General features: G+C 47.3%; 23 protein-coding genes. All 23 read right to left on the minus strand.

What is annotated here, in order from left to right; genetic code table 11:
* Positions 1 to 33: 33 nt before the first annotated feature.
* Positions 34 to 972 carry a bifunctional riboflavin kinase/FAD synthetase gene (locus QD47_RS03610; protein ID WP_044644835.1) on the minus strand — a complete coding sequence of 313 codons (939 nt, stop codon included), beginning with the start codon at positions 970 to 972 and terminating at the stop codon, positions 34 to 36.
* Positions 973 to 1029: 57 nt separating this feature from the next.
* Positions 1030 to 1965: a tRNA pseudouridine(55) synthase TruB gene (gene truB, locus QD47_RS03615; RefSeq protein ID WP_044644836.1), complete on the minus strand. Its 936-nt coding sequence runs from the start codon at positions 1963 to 1965 to the stop codon at positions 1030 to 1032.
* Positions 1962 to 2939, minus strand: a complete 978-nt coding sequence (locus QD47_RS03620) for a DHH family phosphoesterase (RefSeq protein ID WP_044644837.1) — start codon at positions 2937 to 2939, stop codon at positions 1962 to 1964. Before QD47_RS03620 ends, truB begins: the two co-directional genes overlap by 4 nt.
* 52 nt (positions 2940 to 2991) lie before the next feature.
* Positions 2992 to 3342, minus strand: a complete 351-nt coding sequence (rbfA, locus tag QD47_RS03625; protein ID WP_014281122.1) for a 30S ribosome-binding factor RbfA — start codon at positions 3340 to 3342, stop codon at positions 2992 to 2994.
* A 20-nt stretch (positions 3343 to 3362) separates the two neighbouring features.
* Positions 3363 to 5921 (minus strand): translation initiation factor IF-2, encoded by a 2559-nt coding sequence (gene infB, locus QD47_RS03630; protein WP_044644838.1) that lies wholly within the window; start codon positions 5919 to 5921, stop codon positions 3363 to 3365.
* Positions 5914 to 6237, minus strand: coding sequence for a L7Ae/L30e/S12e/Gadd45 family ribosomal protein (locus tag QD47_RS03635; RefSeq protein WP_013309928.1), 324 nt, complete (start codon positions 6235 to 6237; stop codon positions 5914 to 5916). Before QD47_RS03635 ends, infB begins: the two co-directional genes overlap by 8 nt.
* Positions 6230 to 6538: an RNase P modulator RnpM gene (gene rnpM / locus QD47_RS03640; RefSeq protein WP_007430067.1), complete on the minus strand. Its 309-nt coding sequence runs from the start codon at positions 6536 to 6538 to the stop codon at positions 6230 to 6232. Before rnpM ends, QD47_RS03635 begins: the two co-directional genes overlap by 8 nt.
* Positions 6539 to 6561: 23 nt before the next feature.
* On the minus strand, positions 6562 to 7659 hold the full coding sequence (gene nusA, locus QD47_RS03645) for a transcription termination factor NusA (RefSeq protein ID WP_044644839.1): 1098 nt from the start codon (positions 7657 to 7659) through the stop codon (positions 6562 to 6564).
* Positions 7660 to 7760: 101 nt separating this feature from the next.
* A complete protein-coding gene (rimP, locus tag QD47_RS03650) occupies positions 7761 to 8222 on the minus strand; it encodes a ribosome maturation factor RimP (RefSeq protein ID WP_014281118.1) in 462 nt (153 codons plus the stop codon).
* Positions 8223 to 8534: 312 nt separating this feature from the next.
* Positions 8535 to 12851 (minus strand): PolC-type DNA polymerase III, encoded by a 4317-nt coding sequence (locus tag QD47_RS03655; protein ID WP_044644840.1) that lies wholly within the window; start codon positions 12849 to 12851, stop codon positions 8535 to 8537.
* 217 nt (positions 12852 to 13068) lie between these two features.
* Positions 13069 to 14517 carry a proline--tRNA ligase gene (gene proS / locus QD47_RS03660; protein WP_044644841.1) on the minus strand — a complete coding sequence of 483 codons (1449 nt, stop codon included), beginning with the start codon at positions 14515 to 14517 and terminating at the stop codon, positions 13069 to 13071.
* 50 nt (positions 14518 to 14567) lie between these two features.
* The gene (gene rseP / locus QD47_RS03665; RefSeq protein ID WP_044644842.1) at positions 14568 to 15839 is read right to left on the minus strand and encodes an RIP metalloprotease RseP; all 1272 of its coding nucleotides are present in this window, start codon (positions 15837 to 15839) and stop codon (positions 14568 to 14570) included.
* A 108-nt stretch (positions 15840 to 15947) separates the two neighbouring features.
* Entirely contained in the window at positions 15948 to 17087 is a 1140-nt protein-coding gene (locus QD47_RS03670; RefSeq protein ID WP_044644843.1) for a 1-deoxy-D-xylulose-5-phosphate reductoisomerase, read from the minus strand.
* 82 nt (positions 17088 to 17169) lie between these two features.
* On the minus strand, positions 17170 to 17961 hold the full coding sequence (locus tag QD47_RS03675) for a phosphatidate cytidylyltransferase (RefSeq protein WP_044644844.1): 792 nt from the start codon (positions 17959 to 17961) through the stop codon (positions 17170 to 17172).
* A 17-nt stretch (positions 17962 to 17978) separates the two neighbouring features.
* Positions 17979 to 18746, minus strand: coding sequence for an isoprenyl transferase (locus QD47_RS03680; RefSeq protein ID WP_044644845.1), 768 nt, complete (start codon positions 18744 to 18746; stop codon positions 17979 to 17981).
* 84 nt (positions 18747 to 18830) lie between these two features.
* Positions 18831 to 19385: a ribosome recycling factor gene (gene frr / locus QD47_RS03685; RefSeq protein WP_044644846.1), complete on the minus strand. Its 555-nt coding sequence runs from the start codon at positions 19383 to 19385 to the stop codon at positions 18831 to 18833.
* A complete protein-coding gene (gene pyrH / locus QD47_RS03690; RefSeq protein ID WP_013309918.1) occupies positions 19385 to 20113 on the minus strand; it encodes a UMP kinase in 729 nt (242 codons plus the stop codon). Before pyrH ends, frr begins: the two co-directional genes overlap by 1 nt.
* A gap of 122 nt (positions 20114 to 20235) precedes the next feature.
* Positions 20236 to 20886, minus strand: a complete 651-nt coding sequence (tsf, locus tag QD47_RS03695; protein WP_044644847.1) for a translation elongation factor Ts — start codon at positions 20884 to 20886, stop codon at positions 20236 to 20238.
* A gap of 132 nt (positions 20887 to 21018) precedes the next feature.
* Entirely contained in the window at positions 21019 to 21717 is a 699-nt protein-coding gene (gene rpsB / locus QD47_RS03700) for a 30S ribosomal protein S2 (protein ID WP_013309916.1), read from the minus strand.
* A 258-nt stretch (positions 21718 to 21975) separates the two neighbouring features.
* A complete protein-coding gene (locus tag QD47_RS03705; protein WP_044644848.1) occupies positions 21976 to 22623 on the minus strand; it encodes an endolytic transglycosylase MltG in 648 nt (215 codons plus the stop codon).
* Complete coding sequence (locus QD47_RS03710) at positions 22620 to 23246, minus strand: hypothetical protein (protein ID WP_044644849.1); 627 nt, start codon at positions 23244 to 23246, stop codon at positions 22620 to 22622. Before QD47_RS03710 ends, QD47_RS03705 begins: the two co-directional genes overlap by 4 nt.
* 41 nt (positions 23247 to 23287) lie before the next feature.
* On the minus strand, positions 23288 to 23608 hold the full coding sequence (locus tag QD47_RS03715) for a hypothetical protein (protein WP_044644850.1): 321 nt from the start codon (positions 23606 to 23608) through the stop codon (positions 23288 to 23290).
* Between the two features lie 76 nt (positions 23609 to 23684).
* On the minus strand, positions 23685 to 25094 hold the full coding sequence (locus QD47_RS03720; RefSeq protein ID WP_044644851.1) for a DUF342 domain-containing protein: 1410 nt from the start codon (positions 25092 to 25094) through the stop codon (positions 23685 to 23687).
* Between the last annotated feature and the right edge of the window lie 9 nt (positions 25095 to 25103).

The raw sequence follows: 25103 nt of genomic DNA on the forward strand, positions 1-25103 counted from the left end.
AGTATAACACAGCGCCTGTCTTATGTAAATAAATTAGCCTAACAGCTTTTTAGCCGTTTGTGCGTCATTGCCAATCTGGGTAATCAGCTCGTCCACCGAAGAGAATTTGCGTTCAGGACGGATGTAATGATGAAGCTCAACCAGCACAGGCTCGCCATAAATCTGCTGGTCAAAATCAAACAGATGAACCTCAAACGACGGATTCAGCACACTTTCATGAAAAGTAGGCTTAACCCCTACATTCATTACCCCGCTTCTCCAACGCTCACCCACCAGTGCCCGTACGGCATATACGCCCTTGACTGGAATTACGTAAGTATCATCCAGCTTGAGATTGGCTGTTGGGAAGCCGATGGTGCGTCCACGCTTCTCTCCATCCATTACGGTGCCCCGAATGTGGTAAGAGCGTCCCAGCCAGCGAGAGGCATGCGCTAAATCCCCTGTCTGCAAGGCACGGCGGATGCTGGAGCTGCTCACTTTTTCCCCATCCAGCTCGAATGGCGGTACGGTGTGGACGGACATACGTTCTCCTCCCAGTTCCCGAAGTGTATGCTCATGTCCGGCTCCCCGGTAGCCAAACCGGAAATCAAAGCCCACTACCGCCGTTTGAATCTGCAGTGGAAGCAAGATGTCCGTGATGAACGCCTCAGGGCTGACTTTGGAAAAGTCCTCGTCAAATCTCAAAATATAAAGCACGTCCACACCCATATCGGCTAAAATATCCTGCTTGTCCACAAGCGGGGTCAAATAGCCTTCATAGTCGCCTTTTTTCATGACTTCCTTCGGGTGAGGATGAAATGTCATAACAGATACCGGCACTTTCTGTTCCCGAGCCAGCTCGACAGCCTTGCGTATGACACTTGCGTGTCCGAGATGAAGACCGTCGAACTGACCGATCGCCGTGACCTGTGAACGTCCCCATTGGTGCAAAAGCTCATCGCTCAATGGATAAGATAACGATACGGTAATCATATTATTTCACCTGCATTTCACATCATTTGACTAACTTCGTCAAAATTATAGCACAATTCAAGGTAAAAAAACTTTAATTGGCGCGATAGCCCCTGATTCATCCCGTCCATATACGCCCAAAAACGTTCGATCCTCTTTATACAGCCGGAAGGGCTGGCTGTCCGTCACAGGTGGAGAAATCATGCTCATCGACAAGCGCTGACCTTGGAGAGCGGCAGCGGCCTTTACTTCGGCCACTGTATGATCAGGCATATAGTCAATGGCCTCATCAGTGGCAATAAGCCGCTCACCCAGGCTGCCATCCGCTACGTAGCGTTCAATTTCTTCGAATGTTAAACAACGATTCGCAGGAATCCCCGCAGACATGGTTCGTTCCAGCTTGACCATCGTCGAAGGATATCCCAATTCGCGGCCGATATCGACGCAGAGCGTACGGATATAAGTTCCTTTGGAGCATAATGCACGAAAAGAAATATCCACATATGATCCCGTCTCCGCGAATCCCGTCATTTCCAGCTCGTAAATAATCACTTCACGGCTTTTACGCTCCACGGTCTTGCCTTCTCGGGCCAGCTCGTATAGACGTTTGCCATCCACTTTGAGGGCCGAATACATTGGCGGCACTTGGGAAATCGTACCGACAAAACGTTCCAGAACAGCCTTGGCTTCCACTTCCGTCACCTCTACGGGATGGTCACACTTCTCGGTAATCGTACCCGTAAGGTCCTCTGTATCAGTGGCAAGTCCCAAGCGTAATGTTGCATGGTATTCCTTAGGTAACTCCTGCATGTATTCAACAACCCGGGTAGCACGTCCCAGACACAACGGCAGCACGCCCGTCACCTGAGGATCAAGTGTTCCGGTATGTCCGATTCGCTTCATTCCCAGCAACCGGCGAGTCTTGGCCACCACATCATGAGAGGTGAATCCAGCGGGTTTGTAGACGGGTAGCACGCCTTCCCAAGTTGCTTGTTCCTGCTTCATCGGCTTCATAGCTCGGCCTTCACCCGCCCTACAACGACCTCAATAATATCCTCCAGCTTACCCTCCAGACGACAACCTGCAGCACATACGTGTCCCCCGCCCCCAAACGATTGGGCAAGCGCAGCTACGTTAACGTTACCTGCCGATCTCAGACTGGCTTTGACCGCTTGATCACTAATCACTTTAAAGAAAATGCCTACTTCAACGCCACGAATATTTCTAGGATAATTGACGATGCCTTCCAAATCCTCATTAACAGCTCCGCATTCCTTCATATCGTCAGGGGTTACAACCACCCAGGCGATTTTACCATCCTCCGAAATCTCGAGCGTTTGCAATGCTTTGGTCAGGACCTTCATTTGCGGGAATGTCATTTCTTCCAGCAGGCTCTCGGATAGATAGGGACCGTCTACACCATAGGCAAGCAGCTGAGACACTGTAGACATGACTTTAGGCGAAGTGTTCGAATACCTGAAGCCTCCTGTGTCCGTCAGCAGTCCGGTATATACAGCCGTCGCCACTTCAACGTCCCAGTTGATCGCAAACTTTTCCAGTAGATCAAAAAGAATTTCTGCCGTTGCCGCAGCATCCGACTTAATCACATTAACTGTTCCATACGCATCATTCGTCGGATGATGATCAATATTCAAAATGATGGCATCTTCCGCAAAAAACTGCTCTGTTAGACCAACACGACGAAAATCTGCACAATCTACACAAATAATCCGGTTGTATTTCCGTTCCGGCGGTTGCTGGCTCATATCCATAATCTCATCGGCATGCCATAAAAAATCCATGCGCTTGGGGATAGCCCCCTCATTCAGCATGGTAAATTTCTTCCCCAGACATGAGAGAAGCCAGCCCACCGTTACGGTGGAGCTGACTGCGTCTCCGTCCGGCTGTACATGCGATACGATCAGGTAATCATCATGCTCCAGAATAAATTCCTTCGCTTGTTGAAGCGCCTGTTCATAGGTATGCATTGCCGTCTCCTTTACATTCAGTTCATGGTTCCTTCGGATAAACTAGCTCTTGCTATTTTTCATCCTTGTCGATATCACTCAGCAGCTTTTCAATCCGGCTGCCGTAAGCGATAGATTCGTCAATTTTGAAAATCAGCTCGGGAATATGGCGCAGCCGTATCCGTTTGCCAAGTTCAGAACGAAGATAACCGTTCGCTTTGTCCAATGCTTTCAGGGAAGAAGTTTTTTGCTCTTCATCCCCAAGCACGCTCAAGTATATTTTCGCTTGGGACAAATCGTTTGTCAGATCAACACCCGTTACCGTAATAAAACCGATACGGGGATCTTTTAATTCGGTCTGTATGAGTTGGCTTAGCTCTTTCTTAATCTGCTCGCCAACCCGACCTGTACGTATTTTAGCCATGGATGCTCACCTCTCTGCCGTTAGCGCTCCACTGTTTCCATGACGAACGCTTCAATAATGTCGAGTTCCTTAACATCATTATAGCCATCAAGGGTAATACCGCATTCGTAACCTTGGGCAACTTCTTTTGCGTCGTCCTTAAAGCGTTTCAGTGAGTCGATTTTACCTTCAAAAATAACAATGCCATCACGTATCAGGCGCGCTTCTGCTGAACGGGCAATTTTACCGGAAGTCACCATACAACCGGCAATCGTACCGACCTTAGTGACCTTAAACACGTTACGAACTTCAGCATGCCCAATCACATTTTCTTTATATTCAGGATCCAGCATGCCTTTCATAGCTTGCTCGATTTCTTCAATGACATTGTAAATGACGCGGTGCAGACGAATGTCCACCTTTTCAGCTTCAGCTGTAGATTTCGCCTGATTATCAGGACGAACGTTAAAACCAATCACAATGGCATTGGAAGCCGCAGCCAAAATAATATCGGATTCGGTAATTGCACCTGCACCGCTGTGAAGAATTTTAACGCGTACACCTTCAACTTCAATCTTGTTCAAGGAACCTTTCAGCGCTTCGACGGAACCTTGCACATCACCCTTGATGATGACGTTCAGATCTTTCATCTCGCCATCCTTGATGTGCTGGAACAGGTCATCCAGCGTTACGCGGGTGTTGCTGCCCAGATCGGACTGACGTTGCGTAATCGAACGTCTGTCAGCGATAGCACGAGCTTTGCGCTCATCCTCGAACACCATGAACGGATCGCCAGCAAGTGGCACTTCTGTCAAACCAGTGATTTCAACTGGTGTGGAAGGACCAGCTTCCTTGAGACGGCGGCCTTTGTCATTGACCATGGCACGTACACGTCCGAAACAGTTACCTGCTACGAAAGCATCGCCGACTTTCAGTGTACCATTCTGAACGAGGATACGGGCTACGGAACCGCGGCCTTTGTCCAGCTCAGCTTCAATGATCGTACCACGTGCCCGTTTGTCCGGGTTCGCTTTGTACTCATTTACTTCAGCTACGAGCAGAATCATTTCGAGCAGATCTTCAAGACCCATTCTCTGTTTCGCGGAAACGTTGACAAAGATCGTATCGCCGCCCCACTCTTCAGGAACCAATTCATACTCAGTCAATTCTTGCTTTACTTTATCCGGATTCGCATCCGGCTTGTCGATCTTATTCACAGCCACGATGATCGGCAGACCAGCTGCCTTCGCATGGTTGATGGCTTCAACTGTCTGTGGCATAACACCGTCATCAGCTGCAACAACAATGATCGTCATATCCGTAACTTGAGCACCACGAGCACGCATTGCCGTAAACGCTTCGTGACCCGGTGTATCCAGGAAAGTGATTTTTTTGCTGTTGATTTCAACTTGGTACGCACCGATATGCTGTGTAATACCACCAGCTTCGCCACCCGTTACATTAGTGGAGCGAATAGCATCCAGCAAAGTTGTTTTACCATGATCGACGTGACCCATAATCGTAACAACGGGTGGACGTGCTTTCAGAAGGTCTGGATCATCGTTTTCTTCCACTGTTTCAAAGCGATCCTCTTCGACCGGGATTTTCACTTCTACTTCTACACCGAAATCTCCGGCAAGCAGAAGGATAGTATCCATATCCAGTTCCTGGTTAATGGTCGCCATCGTTCCAAGCGTGATCAGCTTTTTGATAACTTCCGATGCATCCTTGTGGAGAAGCTTCGCTGTTTCGCCTACTGTCATCTCACCACGCACAATAATTTTCTTAGGCGTGTTGTCGATTTTCTCGCGGCGCTCCTGTTGTTGACCTCTGCCACGATTGTTGAATTTCCCACCACGATTGCTACCACCGCGGTTATTGCCACCACGACCACCGTTACCGCCGCGTCCTCCTCCTTGACGGTTATCGTCAAAACGACCTTGACCGGAACGGTTAGTGCCGTTATTGGAGTTGTTGCCTGTACGGTTGCCACCACCGCTACGATTCGCATTGCTACTTCCCGTGGATGAAGCTGTTCTTACTGCCGTACCACCTTGATTGCTCCCTTGTGGACGAGAGTTAGTGCTTTGGCTGCCTTGAGGACGTGAACCCGTGTTAGTGCTCGGGCGCTGTTGTCCTCCCTGTTGCTGGCCGCCACTGCGGTTCTGGCTGCCTTGTTGTCCACTTGGTCTGCTTGTACTCTGTTGACTGCGGTTTTGACCGCCCTGCTGACTGCCTTGCGCTTTTGGAGCGCTGCTTCGGTTACTGTTTTGGTTGTTGTTTGTCCTATTCATACTTACCTGCTTTTCCTGTTGATTTTTGGTTTGCTCAGTTGAATGATTAATATCGTGGCTTGAACCGACCTGGTTCGAGCTTACTTGCACCGTGCCTGCTCCGCCTTGCTTGGCCGCAGCATTGGATTTAATATCCTTAAAAAATTTTTCCACTTTACCCACGGCATCGTGTTCCATGACGCTCATATGGTTGTTCACGGGAATATCCAGCCGTTTAAGAATGGTGATAATTTCTTTGCTGCTCATGTTCAACGATTTGGCGTATTCGTATACCCGCACTTTGTCTTTGCTTTCTTGTTTACTCAATATACTCCACCTCCGACATTATCCCCGCATGTTTCTTGATCAATTTCGCGAATCCTTGATCCGTCACAGCCAGCACAACCCGTTCAGGCTTGCCGATACTGCTTCCCAAGCTTTCCCGGTCAAATCCTATCAATAAGGGGATTTTGTACGTCCCGCATTTGTCGCGGAATTTCTTTTGAGTATTCATTGAAGCATCTTTCGCAAGAATGACCAGCTTGGCTTCTGAAGACCTGATCGCTTTATAAACGATCTCGTCACCTGTTAGCAGCTTGCCAGCTCTCATAGCAAGGCCCAATCCAGACAGCGCCTTATTCATCCTGCACGCTGCCTTGTGCCGCCAGGAATTCTTCCTCGACGGCAGCAAAATCACGACTTAGCTGCTCATAAATATCAGGATGAACCGAGTGCTTCAATGCCCGATCCAGTGCCTTGCTTTTTTGAGCAAGCTTGAAGCAGGCGGCTTTGCCGCACAAGTAAGCGCCGCGTCCCGACTTTTTGCCAGTCAAGTCAATCAGCACTTCGTCTTCAGGGGTTTTGACGACACGGATCAACTGCTTCTTAGGCATCATTTCATGACAGGCCACACACTTGCGCAAAGGTATCTTTCTCTGTTTCATGCATTAACCCCCCTACACTCCGTTTAATCTACAGAAACGGAATCCTGATGCATTTCATCGATGGATGTTCTCGGTCTGCCGAGTTCTTCCTCCGCCTGCGTTTCGCTCTTGATATCAATTTTCCAGCCGGTAAGCTTGGCAGCAAGGCGGGCATTTTGCCCTTTGATACCAATGGCCAGAGAAAGCTGATAATCCGGCACGATGACACGCGCCATTTTTTCTTCTTCAAACACCTGCACCTCAAGCACCTTGGACGGGCTCAGCGCATTAGCCACATACTCGTCAACATTATCGGAATAACGCACAATGTCGATTTTTTCACCACGCAACTCATTCACAATCGTCTGTACCCGCGTTCCTCTCGGTCCTACACAAGAACCGACCGGGTCTACCTCGGCATTGCGGGAATGAACTGCGATTTTAGAACGGAAGCCTGCTTCACGCGCTACAGAACGAATCTCAACGACACCGTCAAAAATTTCCGGCACCTCAAGTTCGAACAAACGCTTAAGCAGACCTGGATGTGAGCGGGACAACATGATTTGCGGCCCTTTGGTCGTATTCTCTACCTTGGTAATATAAGCCTTAATCCGGTCCAGATGACTGAATTTCTCATTAGGCATCAACTCGCCCAACGGGAGAACCGCCTCCACCTTACCCAGGTCAATATAAATATTACGCGGGTCCTGACGTTGTACGGTCCCTGTTACAATATCCTCTTCCTTGTCCACAAACTTGTTGTAGATCAATCCCCGCTCCGCTTCACGGATACGTTGGGTTACGACCTGCTTCGCTGTTTGTGCGGCAATCCGTCCAAAATCACGAGGAGTAACTTCAATTTCAGCAATATCCTCCAGCTGAAAATGCGGGTTAATCTCACGGGCCGCTGGCAACGAAATCTCGGTGCGAGGATCTAATACCTCCTCAACGATCAGCTTGCGGGCATATACCTTAATGACACCCGAGTTGCGGTTCATATCGACACGCACGTTTTGTGCGGTGTTGAAATTCCGTTTGTAGCTGGAAATCAAGGCTGCTTCAATGGCCTCAAACAGCACATCCTTGCTGATCCCCTTTTCCCGTTCCAACTCGTTCATTGCTTCAATAAAATCCATACTCATGGATTACTGCTCCCCCTTTCAAATGATGCACCTGCGTCCTGGTCGGCACACGAGGCAAAAAAACATGAAGTCCATGTCAAACAGCAACGGTCAAATCCGAATTAAAATATGATCGCGAGCCTAGCTCCAGCCACCTTGTCATAAGGTATGGCATGCTTCTTTTGTCCGCTCTGAACGGTAAGTTCCCCATCTTCAAAAGAAAGCAAACGACCTTCAAATTCCTTCAGGCCGTTGATCGGCTCGTATGTAGTAACGAATACATTTTTGCCTACCGCTTTGGTTACGTCTTCCGCTTTTTTCAGCGGTCTTTCAGCGCCTGGTGAAGACACCTCCAGAAAATATGCTGTAGAAACAGGGTCGTTTTCGTCCAGCTTTTGACCCAGGTATTCACTGATCATACTACAGTCGTCCAGATCAATTCCCCCGTCTTTGTCTACAAAAACGCGAAGAAACCAATTGCTGCCCTCTTTGACATACTCGACATCGACCAGTTCAAAACCATGCTCATCGAGGTAAGGTTGGGCCATTTCTTCTACTACTGACTTGATCTTTGGTGTGCTCAAAGATTATAACCTCCAAAAGTAAACTTTCCTGTGGTGAAAAAGAGACGCCCCATTGCCATGGACAATGCTTCTCCATCACCAGCATTTTCCATTTTCATTTGATGTAATGTTCATTTTGGGCTCACTGCAAATAAACCGGCGTACCGGTTCCTGCCCAAAAATCGTCTTTTTACGTTGTAACTGTATATCAAACAGTAAAGAGTGGGTTTCCCCACTCTTTAAGCAACGGTTTTATCTCCATGATTACCAAAAAAATTATAACATAACCGTAGTTATGTGACAAGTGCCAGAGCTTGACTACTAGGATTACGTTTAAAACAGAGACAACTGATTGCTCTCTGGCAGTCCGCGGAAACAGCCCATCTGGGACAGCATTTCGACAATCGTTTTACTGGCCTTCGATTTTTGCTGAAAATCTTCGACAGACAAAAATTCACCCTGTTCACGGGAGGCTGCGATGTTACGTGCCGCGTTTTCCCCAATCCCCTGAAGCGCTCCGAACGGAGGAATGAGTGAATCTCCGTCTACCTTGAAGCGAGTAGCCTCGGAACGATACAAATCAATCGTCTTGAAACTGAAGCCGCGAGCCGTCATTTCCAGCGCCATTTCCAGGATCGGAAGCATTCCTTTTTCCTTTGGTGGAGCCTGAAAACCGAGCTGCTCGATTTCGACAATTTTCCGTGCGATGGCATCATACCCCTGACAACACAGTTCAATATCAAAATCGGCTGCGCGTACCGAGAAATAGGTCGCATAATATTCAATCGGATGATACAGCTTGAAATAGGCAGTCCGCACTGCTGAAATAACATAGGCTGCGGCATGCGCCTTTGGAAACATGTACTGGATCTTGAGGCAGGAATCAATGTACCATTGCGGCACCTTGCATTTTTTCATTTCCTCGATCCATTCCGCACTAAGCCCCTTACCTTTACGCACGCTCTCCGTAATTTTAAAGGCCAGACCTGCATCCATCCCCGCCTTATAAATCAGGAATAGCATGATATCATCCCGGCAACCGATTACGGTCTTGATGTTGCAGGTATTGTTTTTGATCAAATCCTGCGCGTTCCCCAGCCATACGCCCGTCCCATGGGACAGACCCGATATTTGCAGCAAATCGGCAAAAGAACTCGGCTGTGATTCCACTAGCATCTGACGTACAAACTTGGTTCCCATCTCGGGTACACCATAGGTTGCGACAGGAGTACGGATCTGCTGCGGCGTTACGCCAAGCGCCTCCGTGGAATTGAACATACTCATAACCTTCGAATCATTCATCGGAATCGTCGTTGGGTCGACTCCAGTCAAATCCTGAAGCATTCTCATCATGGTCGGATCATCATGGCCCAGAATATCGAGCTTGAGTAAGTTCGCATCAAAAGCATGATAATCAAAATGCGTCGTTTTCCATTCCGAGCTCGTATCATCAGCCGGGAATTGCACCGGCGTAATGTCCTCGACCTCAATATAATCGGGAACGACGACGATCCCACCCGGATGCTGTCCGGTGCTGCGTTTGACGCCCGTACAGCCGGAAGCCAGCCTGTTTAATTCGGCCCCACGCCATTTTTTATGATGCGCCTCTTCATATTTCTTCGCAAAGCCGAAGGCCGTTTTTTCCGCAACCGTACCAATGGTTCCAGCACGGAATACGCTTTTCTCACCAAACAGTACTTTCGTATAGTTATGTGCGACTGGCTGATATTCCCCGGAGAAGTTCAAGTCAATATCGGGAACTTTATCTCCCTTAAACCCTAGGAACGTTTCAAACGGAATATCCTGTCCCTCACCCTTCAGCTTGCCACCGCATTTCGGACAGTTTTTATCAGGCAAGTCAAATCCGCTCGGCACACTGCCATCCAAAATCCATTCGCTATGTCTGCATTCAGGATTACCGCAAATATAATGTGCAGGCAGTGGATTAACCTCGGAAATACCAAGGAAGGTAGCGACCACAGAAGATCCAACAGAACCCCGCGAACCTACCAGGTATCCATCCTGATTGGACTTTTTAACCAGTCGCTCGGAAATGAGATAGTTGGCAGAGAAACCGTATTTAATAATCGGCTCCAGTTCTTTTTCAAGACGGGCTACGACCACCTCGGGTAATTCCTCACCATAAATGGATTTAGCCGTTTCGTAGCAAGTATTGCGGATTTCCTCGTCTGCCCCATCCAGCAAAGGCGTGAACAGCTTGTCAGGGAACAGCTCCAGTTCCTCAAACCGCTCCGCCAACTCGCTGGTATTCTTCACAACGACTTCATAGGCTTTCTCCTCGCCCAGAAACTCGAATTCTGCCAGCATTTCGTCTGTAGTGCGCAAATGCGCATCCGGTTTCCGGATATCTTTTAACGGGCTAAAGCCAGTAATTCCATGTATCGTGATATCACGGTACAGCTTATCACGCGTTTCCAAATAGTGAACATTGCCTGTAGCAATAACGGGCTTATCGAGCCGCCGCCCAATTTCGCATACTTTACGAACTGCCGTTTTCAGAGCATCAGGGCCACTTACCAGTTGTTTTTCCACCAAATGCATGTACATGGTTAAAGGTTGGATCTCCAGCACATCATAAAACTGTGCAATTTCCTCGGCTTCCTCCTCCGATTTGTTCAGAACTGCCTCGAAAAACTCTCCCTTTTCGCAACCTGAAATAATAAGCAGCCCGTCTCTCATCTCTGACAATTTCGATTTAGGAATACAAGGGACACGCTTAAAATATTCGGTATGTGACATTGAAACCAGCTTGTACAGATTTTTTTTGCCAATCGGATTAAGCGCATAAATGCAGCAGTGGAAAGGACGAACGGTCGATAAATCCTTACCCACATAGTCGTTCAAGCGGTCGAGCATTTTTAAGCCTTTAATTTGTTCCGCATCATTCAAAAGTCCATTCAGCACTTCCGTTAGCGCAACTGTATCATCAATGGCCCGGTGATGACTTTCGAGCGCAACCTTATATTTGGTGGTCAGTGTGTTCAGACGATGATTCTTCATTGTCGGGAACAACAAGCGAGCCAATTCCAGTGTATCGAGTACTGGGTTCGTCATCTCAGGCAATCCCATGTTCCTAAGCGTAGCCTGAATAAAGCCGACATCAAATCGCGCATTATGAGCAACTAATACAGCATCGCCTGCAAAAGCCACGAATTCCTTCATAACGGGCTCCACATCCGGTGCATCCTTGACCATTTCATCGTTAATGTTGGTCAATTGCTGGATATTGTAAGGAATACGCTCATGTGGATTTACAAAGGTAGCATAACGGTCAACCTCTTTACCTTCATGCATTTTAACAGCGGCAATCTCAATAATTCTATTTTGTGTAACTGATAGCCCGGTGGTTTCAATATCAAAAACGACATAAGTCGCTGTTTTCAAATTAAGCGGCTGTGCCTGCATTACAACCTCAACCGCATCGTTGACCACATTGGCCTCGATACCGTAGATCATTTTAATTCCGTTTTTCTTGGCGGTCTTAGCGGCATCGGGATAACATTGCACTCCACCATGATCGGTGACCGCAATCGCCTTGTGCCCCCACTTGGCGGCTGTTTTAACATACTGGTCAATGGAGCTTACAGCATCCATCGCGCTCATCTTCGTATGAAGATGAAACTCAACCCGTTTTTCCTCTGCATTATCTTTACGGGAAGGAGGAGCTTGCACCTCTACCAGATCAGAAGGAATCATAACCAGCTCAGGAATTTGCATAAACCGATCATATTCGACACGACCACGGACTTTAACCCATTTACCGTTAGCCAGCAAGCTGAGAATTTTTAGATCTTCTTTTGTTTTGGCAAACATTTTCATTTGCAGCGAATCACTAAAGTCAGTCAAATAATACGTAAACAACGTACTTCCGTTACGTAGTTCTTTGCTATCCAGACCAAAGATCGTCCCCTGTAATGTGACTTTCTTCTCTTCATCCTGAATGTCCTGCATCGGAACAGGCGGTTCCTTGATGTCATAGCCAAATTGAAGCCTTACATCTCCCTCTTCTTCATCCACTGGCGGCATTTCCGATTCCATGCTTTCCATCATCTGCTGAATAACTTCACGTTCTTCCTGCATCTTTTTCTCTTGGAACTGCTGCAAAGCCTCCTGATTACTTTCACCCACCTGGATTTTAATGCGCATCGAGAGACCAAAATATTTATCGTAGAATTTGATGATTGCTTGGTCAATCTGCTTTTTGCGTGCCAGCTCCAGTGACATGCTGTCGCTCATCGTCAGCAATAACAGGCCGTCTTCCCACTCATGTACAGCCCGGTTCATCCAGCCGTTCACGGATGGGATTTCACGGTGCACCCATTCCAGAAAAAGCTTCCAGTATTCACTGATGATATCCGCAGACTGAACCTGCTCACTATACCGAAACCGAAAGGTGATTTTAGCGATGTGGTTCATTTTCTCCTGCACCTGAATACAGAAGGCCCGATATACCTGAGCGGGAACCAGTGTTTCCTTGGCGATGATAATATTCCAATCCTTATTGGTACGGCTTATTTCCACCTGCTCAATCCAACCGTCCAAGAAATAAGGTTCCACCACTCCCGCCGGCATCACTACCTGCTTCATCAGCAGTTCCAACCGTTTTCTCTTTTCTTCAGCTCCGCCCATGGCTCTCCCCCCGTTTTCCATTGACTTAACTACTCTAATCGTACCCCGGATTCCAAATCTACAATTCTGAAAACATGAAAAGCTTCTGCGTCTAAAACATCTCCGACCGCAAAAGCTTTTCGTAGCCCCCTCAATCCTCCACCATAGCAACCTCTTACAATTATGCTCGTTAGCGGAGAGAATGAAGTGAGTATAGTGGTATAGCTTTACTTCTTTATTAGTACGCCCGTGCGAACACTACAGTATGCTTGGCTGGTTTGCCGCAGCACAGACATGTGGTCTTTTGCTCGGTAGTTTTGAAAGGTATATTACGGCTTGTAGCGCCTGTCGCTTCTTTGACTTTGTCTTCACATTCTACAGATCCGCACCAGCCTGCCAAAGTAAAGCCACGTTTTTCTTCCATGAGCGCCTTCATTTCATCCAGCGTATCTACAGAATAGAAGTTTTCATCCATAAAGCTCTTGGCACGATCAAACATTTCCTGCTGTACCTGTGCCAGCATCGCATGGACTTCCTCAACAAGGTTATCCTGCTGTACAATCTTTTTCTCGCCACTGATACGGGATACGAGTACGCAAACACCGTTTTCCATATCACGAGGTCCGATTTCAAGACGCACCGGTACACCACGCATTTCGTATTCATTAAACTTCCAACCTGGACTCACATCGCTGCGGTCGTCCATTTTCACACGTACACCCGCTTGTTTCAGTGCAGCGAACAGTTCATCTGCACGGGCAATAACTGCGTCACGCTTCTTAGGCGGCCCGATAGGAACCATAATGACCTGCGTAGGTGCAACTTTAGGAGGCAAAGCCAAACCTCGGTCATCCCCATGGACCATAATCAGTGCGCCAATCAGACGCGTACTTGTTCCCCATGAAGTTGTATGAGCGTATTCCAGGTTATTGTCCCGGCTCAAGTATTTAATATCAAAAGCAACGGCAAAATTGGTTCCCATATAGTGAGAAGTCCCCGCTTGCACCGCACGTCCATCCTTCATCATCGCTTCCAGTGAGAATGTATCCTTAGCACCTGCAAATTTTTCAGAAGGCGTTTTTTGTCCAGTAATAACTGGGATAGCCAATACTTCCTCGATAACCTCGCAGTATACTTCCAGCATTTTCATCGTTTCTTCGCGTGCTTCTTCCTCATTTTCATGAGCAGTGTGGCCTTCCTGCCACAAAAACTCACTCGTACGCAAGAAAGGAAGCGTGCGTTTTTCCCAACGAACCACGTTAGCCCATTGGTTGATAAGCACTGGCAGATCACGATAGGATTGAATCCATTTGGAGTACATATGACCGATCATTGTCTCTGAAGTCGGACGGATCGCAAGGCGCTCCTCCAGCTTTTCCCCGCCAGCCTCGGTTACCCAAGGAAGCTCAGGGTTAAACCCTTCGACATGCTCTTTTTCCTTTTGGAAAAAGCTCTCGGGAATGAACATCGGAAAATAGGCATTGCGATGACCTGTTTCTTTGAAACGCACATCCATGGCTTCCTTGATATGCTCCCAAATTTCAAAACCGTCGGGACGGAACACAATACACCCGCGAACCGGGGAGTAATCCATCAGCTCTGCCTTTTTAATAACATCAATGTACCATCGGGAAAAATCTTCGCTCTGTGGCGTAATTTCCTCGACAAACTGTTTATCATTCGACATAGAAACGCATGTCCTCCCATACAGACCCTTTTATATAAGTCCGTCTCTAATTAACCGTTAATTAATCGTAAAATATCATTATAGGTGACCGCAATCATGAGCAGGAACAACATGGCAAAACCAACGAAATGGACCATACCTTCCCTACTCGGATCAACCGGACGCCCTCTTACCGCCTCTACACCGAGGAAAACAAGTCTGCTTCCATCCAGCGCCGGAATTGGCAACAGATTAAATATCCCCAAATAAAGACTCATTATAGCAGTCCAATACGTAAGCTGCTCAATGCCCTGCTTGGCAATTTGTCCTGTCACTTCAAAAGTACGTACCGGACCTCCCAGATCATTAATGGAGAAACGTTGGATAAGCTGACTAAAACCCTGGAAAATAATATCAGTCGTTCGTACCATGGATTGTCCGGCAAATTTAAACGTTTCCCCGACTCCGGCTTGCCGTGTCGGAAGTTCAGGCACGATGCCCACTTTACCACCCTTTTGTCCTTCCATTGCACGAGGTGTAATCGTCAGATCAAAAGTTTTGTTATCACGACGAACAACCCATTTCATCGGCTTGTCTTGGGAATCGGCAATCAGTTTGATCATATTTTCAACGTTCGCACCAATCGCAACCCCGTTCACAGATTCAATGATATCGCCCTTATGCAAATCAGCTTCAGCAGCTGGCATACCCGCTGTAATGTCATTAATCTGAACATAAGTCGGGTTGTCCACTTGTACGCCGACCATCTGGATATGCAGACCAAACAGAACAAAGGCAAGGATAAAATTCATCAGCGGTCCAGCAAAAATAGCCATCGCACGCTGTCCTACTGTTTTGCTGCCATACTGTCGATCCTTAGGCGCAATCTGGATGGATTGCCCTTTGGTTACCATCATCGCTTGGGGGTGCACCGTATATTGCTGATCTTCGCCATCCACATCCAATTTTACAGTTAGTGCCTGCTCCAGATCAATGTGCTGCACTTCGCCGCGCACCACATTTTTGCGGTTATCCAATTGGTCCAAATAAATGGTTTTGACGATACCGTCCGTTACGCGTACAGCAATTGTTTGTCCGGCTTCAATTTCATTGATTTCCGGATCTTCTCCTGCCATGCGGGCAAAACCACCAAACGGCAGCAAACGTAGTGTAAATCGCGTCTCGTTTCTTTTATAAGAAAACAGTTTCGGACCGAAACCGATCGCAAACTCCCGTACCAGAATCCCGGCGCGTTTGGCAAAATAATAATGCCCCCATTCATGCACCGTCACTATGACGAAAAACATGAGCACCGTCATCAAAACTATTCGAATCGTTTCCAATCGTTTCCGTTCCCCTTTCAATGAGATCGAGTTTATCTTCCTAGATTATCATTATTCTCCGATCCCACACAAGAGAATCACAATTCGCTTCTCGAACCCAAATTCAGCTTATATCCCGGCAGCTACGCTGCGAACCTCACGGTCACAGGCTTCAATCGCAGCCAGATCAGGGTTATTGACATTGACATGCCGTTCCAGTACTCGCTCAATAATGGCTTCGATATGCAGAAAAGGAATTTCTCCACGCAGAAAACGGGCAACAGCAATCTCATTAGCCGCATTAAATGCAGTTGGTGCTGTACCACCCATTTTACCACATTCAAAGGCAAGCCTTAAACAAGGAAAACGATTAAAGTCCATTTCCTTAAAATGGAGCTTACCCACCTCAGCCAGTGAAAGCGGCTTGGCCGGAGACTTCATCCGTTTAGGATAGGTTAAAGCGTATTGAATAGGCACTCTCATATCAGGGTTGCCCAGTTGGGCGACAATACTGGTATCCACAAATTCTACATAGGAATGAATGATGCTTTCAGGATGCAATAGTACGTGAATCTGCTCATAATCAAGTCCAAACAACCAGTGCGCCTCAATGACCTCTAGCCCTTTGTTTACCATCGTTGCCGAATCAATCGTAATTTTGGCACCCATCGACCAATTGGGGTGCTTCAGTGCATCTTCTACCGTAACCTCCAGAAGCTGTTCCCTTGTCAAATCACGAAAAGAACCACCCGATGCCGTGAGAGTAATATGTGCCACATCTTTCATACGCTCACCATTCAAGCATTGGAAAATAGCCGAATGCTCACTGTCAATCGGCAGCAACGGCACTCCTTTCGCCCGGGCCCGTTCTGTGACCAGATGACCGGCGGTAACCAGTGTTTCCTTATTGGCCAAACCGATCTGTTTTCCAGCCTCAATCGCGGCCAGCGTGGAGTGCAATCCGACACTGCCCATTACAGCTGTCACAACCATATCTGCATCTGTATTCGCAGCCAGCTCGACGAGTCCTTCATCCCCCCAATGCAGTTCCATTCCGGAAGGCAACAAAGGACGGATTTCCTCCGCCAGTTGCTTGGTGCCGACGGATACCTTCTTGGGTTGGTATAGATGCGCCTGCTCGGCAAGCAACTTTATATTTGAACCACCTGCTAGAGCCTCTACGGCAAACTGATCCGGGTGCATAGATACGACATCCAGCGTCTGTGTTCCAATAGACCCGGTTGAACCGAGTACCGTAATTCTTTTCATGAAGCACCTTCCTATCTTGAAAATAACCGTTACTCTGCGGCTAACTTTAACCTGAGCATAAACTGTAACCACCAGGTAAGGGTCATGGAAGCAGCATCAGCATATGTACAATTGGAAAAACGACAATCCAGCTGTCGCAGCGGTCTAATATACCTCCGTGCCCTGGCAGCAGATTACCGGAATCTTTAATGTCGTACACCCGCTTGTACGCAGATTGCACTAAATCGCCCAGTTGACCCACAACTGCACAAGATAAACCGATAGCGAAAGCTTTATCCCACGGCAGCAGCCCTTCTGACAATCCGGCAAACACCAGTGCTGTAGCTAACGCTAAAACAATCCCGCCAATAGACCCTTCGACTGTTTTGTTTGGACTGATCGCAGGCCATAGCTTTGTCTTCCCCGCCATTTTGCCTACAAAATAAGCCCCTGCATCACTTGCCCAAATGCAAGCCAGCAACAAAAAAGTCCAAAAAAGCCCATGTTCCATATGGCGTGATTCCGCCATATACGAAAATCCAAAGCCTATATAAACGGTACCAAGAAATAGTATAGACACCGTTTGAATTGTGATTTTATTTTTCGTTCCCACCGTAATGATCATAAAAATAATCATCAGCAGCCAATGCAGACTTATAGACGGTAATGGTGAGTGCAGACCCAAGGGCTGATAAGGAAATACAAAAGCTAATATTCCTGCATAGCCAACTAACGCCGTACCGCCGAAAGGAGATACCCTGGTCATTCGCGCGAATTCATAGAATCCAATTAAGGCCATAGCCAAAATGAGCAAATGGTAGGCTAAGCCGCCCCACAGGACCATCGCCAAAAAAAATACGCCTGCCACAATACCGGTAATCAATCTCTGTCTCAACGGCTTTCATCCTCCATTTACTTCAGTCCGCCGTACCGCCGTGATCTTCGCTGATATTCGACTACTGCTTCGTATAAATGCTCTTTCTTAAACTCAGGCCAATAAATATCAGTAAACCATAGCTCACTATAAGCAAGTTGCCAGAGCATAAAATTGCTGAGTCTCAGCTCGCCACTTGTCCGAATCAGAAGATCAGGGTCCGGCATACCGCTGGAGAGCAAAGAGTTCTCAATGAGTTCGGGTGTAATATCTCCGGGTTTAAGCTTCCCTTCCTCAATTTCACGACCCAACGCTTGCATACATTCAGTGATTTCCAGCCGGCTTCCATAATTCAATGCAAAATTAAGAACAAGCCCGGTATTATTTTCGGTTCGCCGAGTCGCTTCAGTCAACGCATCAACGGTATGAGAAGGCAAATGCTCCTTATTTCCCATCATACGCACTTGTACATTTTTTTCAATCAGCTCATCAAGCTCAATAGCCAGAAATTCTTGCGGCAGCCGCATCAAAAAATCGACTTCATCCTTGGGACGCGACCAATTTTCAGTTGAAAAAGCAAATAAGGTCAAATATTTAATGCCTAGTTCATCCGCAGCAATCGCTGTGCGCTTCACTGCCTTCATTCCATTTTGATGCCCTACAATCCGCGGCATTCCAATCCGTTTGGCCCATCTGCCGTTCCCATCCATAATAACAGCAACATGCTGCGGAATATTGTCTTTTGAAATGGCCGGTGTTTGCTGTTTTTGTTCCCCGTTCCACCAAGACCGAACCCGTTTGATCATTCCAGTTCCTCCAGCATTCTCTGAAAATGTGCCTCTGGCTTGAAAAGAGACAAACCCCACCGTAAGGGAGGGGCTACCAGTCTCTTATACTTCCATAATTTCTTTTTCTTTTGCAGCCAAAACTTTATCCACTTCGGCGATAAATTTATCTGTCGTTTTCTGGATTTCTTCCTGATATTTACGGGATTCATCCTCGGATATATCAGTTTTCTCCATTTTTTTAATATCATCATTCGCATCACGACGAATGTTACGAATGGCGACCTTCGCTTCTTCGCCGTTCTTTTTCGTCAGCTTCACCAGATCCATTCTGCGTTCTTCTGTCAATGCAGGAATACTCAAGCGAATGGTGTTTCCGTCATTGGAAGGGGTCAAACCCAGATCGGATTTTTGGATAGCACGCTCAATGTCGGCCAGGGAGGATTTATCCCAAGGCTGAATCATTAGAGTCCGGCTGTCCGGTGTATTTACATTAGCCAACTGATTGACTGGAGTCATTGCACCGTAATACTCAACCTGAACGCGATCCAGTAGAGCTGGTGTCGCTCGACCAGCGCGTAAAGATGCAAGGTCACGTTGCAACGACTGAATTGCTTTATGCATGCGCTCTTCAGCGCTCTTTTTCACAGATTGTGGCATTAATTTACACTCCCTTTGACGATCGTGCCAATTTTCTCACCCAACACGACACGTTTAATGTTACCTTGCTCTGTAATAGCAAAGACAATCAACGGAATATTGTTATCCATGCACAGCGAGGAAGCCGTGGAGTCCATGACACCGAGATTTTTGTTGAGCACATCCAAATACGTAAGTTGCTCATACTTCTCGGCTGTGCTGTCTTTAAATGGATCAGCTGAATACACGCCGTCCACTTTATTTTTAGCCATCAGAATCACTTCAGCCTCAATTTCGGCAGCACGCAGGGCAGCCGTAGTATCGGTCGAGAAGAACGGATTCCCTGTACCTGCTGCAAAAATAACAACCCGGCCTTTTTCCAGATGGCGGATAGCTCTACGACGAATGTAAGGCTCAGCAATTTGCTGCATTGCGATAGATGTCTGTACACGCGTAGGAACTTCAATTTGCTCCAAAGCATCCTGCAGTGCCAGTGAGTTCATCACCGTTGCCAGCATCCCCATGTAATCGGCTGTTGCCCGGTCAATTCCGTTGGCGCTTCCGGCAATACCCCGCCAAATGTTGCCGCCTCCGCACACGATAGCAACTTCTACTCCCAGTTCGACAACGTCCTTGACCTGCTCGGCGATCGACGCAATTGTATCCGCATCAATACCGTAACCGTTCGGACCTGACAGCGACTCTCCGCTGACTTTCAGAACAACACGCTTAAACACAGGTTTTTCCAAATGATCACCCTCCAATATCGACTATATTGTATGTACAGGATAGATGTCCTGTTGCAAGAAAAGGAACACTGATGTGTTCCATTTCTTTGCTCTTTCTGTATGCAATTACCGTTCGTTGGTAATTATTGTTTCACTTGAGACATAACTTCTTCGTAGAAGTTGTCTTCTTTTTTCTCCAAACCTTCGCCCAGTTCAAAACGAACAAAACGACGCAGGGAAATATTTTCGCCAATGGTGTTGATTTTTTCGTTGATGAGTGTGGAGATTGTTTTGTCCGGATCTTTAATGAAAGATTGCTCCAACAGGCAGAACTCTTCATAGAATTTACCGATGCGGCCTTCAACCATTTTCTCAACGATTTTTTCTGGTTTGCCTTCGTTCAAAGCTTGTGCTTTCAGGATTTCTTTTTCTTTTTCGATCTCTTCCTGTGGCACTTCTTCGCGACGAACATAACGAGGGTTCGATGCAGCGATATGCATAGCGATGTCACGCACAAAATCTCTGAACTGGTCTGTTTTAGCTACGAAGTCTGTTTCACAGTTTACTTCTACCAGTACGCCGATACGGCCGCCAGCATGGATGTAGGATTCAACAACGCCTTCAGTAGCGATACGGCCTGCTTTGTTCGCTGCAGCTGCAAGTCCTTTTTCACGCAGAACTTCAACTGCTTTTGTCAAATCACCGTTTGCTTCTTCAAGCGCTTTTTTACAATCCAACATTCCTGCGCCTGTTTTTTCACGGAGCTCTTTTACTGCGCTAGCATTAACTGCCATATTATTTCCCTCCAAATTTGATTTTCAGTGGTGTACACAAGCTTTATTCCTTAAAAAAAGGGTAGTGAGAGGTTATACACCTGCCAACCACCCTTTTCATTTAATTCATATAGGTATTTCCGTAAGGAAATATTATGCTGTAGTTTCTTCGCCTTGGTTTGCTTCCATAACTGCATCAGCCATTTTACCTGTCAGCAATTTAACAGCGCGGATCGCGTCGTCATTACCTGGGATAACATAGTCAATTTCGTCTGGATCGCAGTTTGTATCAACGATACCCACGATTGGGATACCCAATTTGCGAGCTTCAGCAACCGCGATGCGTTCTTTGCGTGGATCAATGATGAACAGAGCGCTTGGAAGGCCCTTCATGTTTTTGATACCGCCCAAGAATTTTTCAAGACGATCTTTCTCTTTACGGAGAATGATAACTTCTTTTTTAGGAAGTACAGCGAATGTACCGTCTTCTTCCCAAGCTTCCAGTTGTTTCAAACGATCAATACGTTTTTGAATGGTTTGGAAGTTAGTCAGCGTACCGCCCAACCAACGTTGGTTGATATAGAATTGACCAGCGCGTGCTGCCTCTTCTTTAACGGAATCTTGTGCTTGTTTCTTCGTGCCTACGAACAGAATTGTACCATTCTCAGCTGCAATGCTTTTTACGAAGTTGTAAGCTTCCTCAACCTTTTTCACTGTCTTTTGCAAGTCAATGATGTAAATACCGTTTCTTTCAGTGAAGATATAACGATCCATTTTCGGGTTCCAGCGACGTGTTTGGTGACCAAAGTGAACCCCAGCTTCCAAAAGCTGTTTCATGGAGATTACTGCCATCTTCACACACCTCCTAAGTTTGGTTTTTTGTGTGTCCTCCGCCGACATCATTTCTCGCAAAGACTTTCCATTTGGAAAGCACCCCTTACAAAATTAATCGACGTGCGTTTTTAACACCGTCAATTAATATACCATAACACCCGCAGCGTTGCAACCAACTTTTCGACAATAGCAGGATAGGCGCGAAATGTGACTGATTATTCCCGCCTGTAGAGCTTTCTAGCGAAAAATAAAAGCCGCCCACTTTCCCGATCACGGTCAGTTGGACGGCTTCTTTGTAATTTTAGTAATGATAGAACCAAAATCCTCACCCTTGGCAAACTCATAGGTACCAGTACGGATTTTGGTATTGATTTTTTGAGCCTTAGCCTCAGCCTCAAACGCACTGGCATCCGATACGATGCCTGCCTTCTGCAAACCAGATGCCACACTCCTCAGATTGCTTCCCGATGCAATGCTATATTGCACTTGCGGAGTGGATGGCTGTTTAGGGGTATCTGGAGTAGTCGTAGCACTCGAACCTTTAGTTTGCGGCTTATCCGGACTTTGGAGTGCAGACGTGCTTGCTGAAGGCTTAGAAGTAGCCGAAGGCGTTCTGCTGGCAGGTGTCTTTGGTGTCGACGGAATTTGCGCCGCTTCTGCCTTTTTGGGGGCAACCGGTGTTTTATTGCCTTCCTTGATCACCTTGTTACGCCATTCCTCTTCTGTCATCTTCGGATCAGAACTCTCACTGATTTGAAGATTCAGTCTGGCTGCCGCCTCCTCCAATTGCTCACGAGTCATGTTTTTCGGGTCCGCTGAAGACGGCTGCGATTGACCCTGACCGATCATCGCCAATTGCAGCAGTAGTGCGCCTGTAATAAGTCCGGTGCCCATGCCCAGCATGAATGAACGATTTTTGATCACGTCAGGTCCTCCCTTTCCGCCAATTGTAATATGAGCTGTACCTCGCCCCGTTGGATGCCTGATTGCTTAGCAATGTAATCCACCGATTTGCCCTGCTCATACAGCTCGAACAGTTCCTGATAACGCTCACGGATAGATTCCTGCTGAGCTTCAGGCTCAGCCACTTGCAACGGGGTCTGGTCTTCAACAGCTACAATAGAGGCGTCAGACTGCTCTGCTTGTATGGGAGTAACAGTCTGCGTATTGCGGAACTGACCATAAGCTGCCACCGCCTGATGCGGGGTACCTGTATGTAGTAGTACCTCAGATCCAGGCACTGTCTGTGTAGAAACTGAAGCAATCGCAGCCTGGCGTTCAAGCTCCACAATCCGGTTCCGAAGCTCAGCCACTTGCTCCTGCAATGAGGCCTGTTTAACCGCATGTTCCTGCTTTATGCCGGATACGAGCTCAATCAGCTCATCATTGCCGTTTTCAATATCGGCAATATATTGCTCCAAGGTGGCCTCGACCTTTTGGACGACGGCCTCTTCTGTTCCCCGGCCTGCCTGCCGCTTTGGTAGCAGCCAGGCGTAGACAACAGCTGCGGCGCCCAGCAGAACAATATATATCCATGGTTGATCCACTGCCCATCGTCTCCTTTTACAACGCTTCTCCACCTGTCGGATCAGAGCGAAAAATCTATATGGTGTCCCTTGTATGGATGCTCTGCAGGATGCTCCTTTGGCAGTATATTCTCACCGGACCGAGATCGGCTCTGGCCGGAAGTATCACTGCCCTGCCCTCCATTTTCCCTCTCACCGACGAATGTTTCCGCAGATTCATCCACCGCACTGCTTCGCTGGCGGATCTTTTCCGTCTCCTGCTCGGTCTTTTGCCCTAACAACGCTTGCTCATTCATCGGACGTTGCTGGTATTCGCTTTGATACTTACCCGCTTCACTGGTACGAGGTACGGCGATTTGTAATTCAACAGCTTTCAGGCTCATTGGACCACACCCTTTCCGATTGGGCATCCGTATCTGTTTTCCGAGGAATAAGGAAACTCGTTATCCCTGTGCCAGATTACACGGAGGAGGACATACTGATATCACCCTCATGATAATAAAACGCCATTCTTTCCACCGAATCTTTAATAAATTTTGTATATCTGCCGATAACTATTTTAGAGCCGCCGTAAATAACGTTTTTGACTTCTACCCGTGCGCGGCTAGTATCTTCCAAGGTTCGTTCGATCTCAAGCATTCTTGATTTGGTTTCCAAGAGCTCGTTGTCATTTGATTTTTTAGTAGATGTCAGCTTGATTCGCATCGCCATTCTTTCAGGGGCAAGCTGTCCGGCAGCAGCAAGCTGGTCCAATATGGTGAGGGCCTTATTGGTCTTATCCTGGCTGTCTGTCTGTTGCTTCAAACGTGCCCGGAGTTCAGTCAATTCATCGCGCAGCTCTGGCAGTACACCTACTTCGATTATGGTGGCTGTGGACATCGTATTACCGATCGTACGTGCCACTACCTTTTCACCAGCTTGTACACTACCACCTACGATGAGTCCTTTAGCCCCTCCGCAAAGTACATTCTTACTGGCTTTGATCTGGGAATGCATGATGCTTTGGGATACAAGTATATCGCCCCCCGCAATCACGTTACCATCCTGTATAAAAGAGCATTTCACATTTTGTGCAGCTTTCACATACCCCTTATGGTATCCGATAATACCACCACTGATGTCGACTGAGCCTTCCGCATTCAATTCAGCACCTTCCACACCGCCGATGACACGAATGTCGCCAGCCGCCCGAATACGAAAACCTGTCAGGACATTACCACGAATGACGACGGTTCCAACAAAATCAATGTTGCCGATGCTATAATCCACATCCCCGTTCACTTCATATACGGGAAACACATTGAGCTTACCCTTTTCAGTCGTAGTCACCAGTCCGTCGATAGCTGCGTACATTGCAACGCCTTCTGGATGAACAACTACGTTTTTCCCTACTTTAAAACGTGCCTCTTTGCCTGGAAGATAAGGAATTTCCTCTCCCGTGACGGCAATACCAGGTACACCCGGCAATGGATCAATCCGCTCGGCAATCAGTTGTCCACGCCTTACATTTTTTAAACGGGTTAATTCTTTATAGTCCACTCGTCCGTCCAAGGTTTCGAGCGGCTTACGTGCATCTTCACCAGTCACAACTTCAGCCAAATTAATTTTTCCATCCGTACCATGAATCGGCGGTGTTCCCTCAGCAATCAGCAATTTGGTGAAGAAATAATCTTCCGATCTTGCCACAAACGTATGAATCTCATCAGTAATCAAACCATGACTTATTTTTTGGTTACTCAGGAAACGCTCCAATTCTTCCACAGAACAGGAAAAGCCTTCTTCACGTTTGGCAAACTCCAAATAAGCGCTAAGTTTATCGGGTGAGACGACCACTTTTAAATACTGGTCCAAAGCATATTGCTTCTCCACAGGGGTGCT

The organism is Paenibacillus terrae (assembly GCF_000943545.1).
Classification (GTDB): Bacteria; Bacillota; Bacilli; order Paenibacillales; family Paenibacillaceae; genus Paenibacillus; species Paenibacillus terrae_A.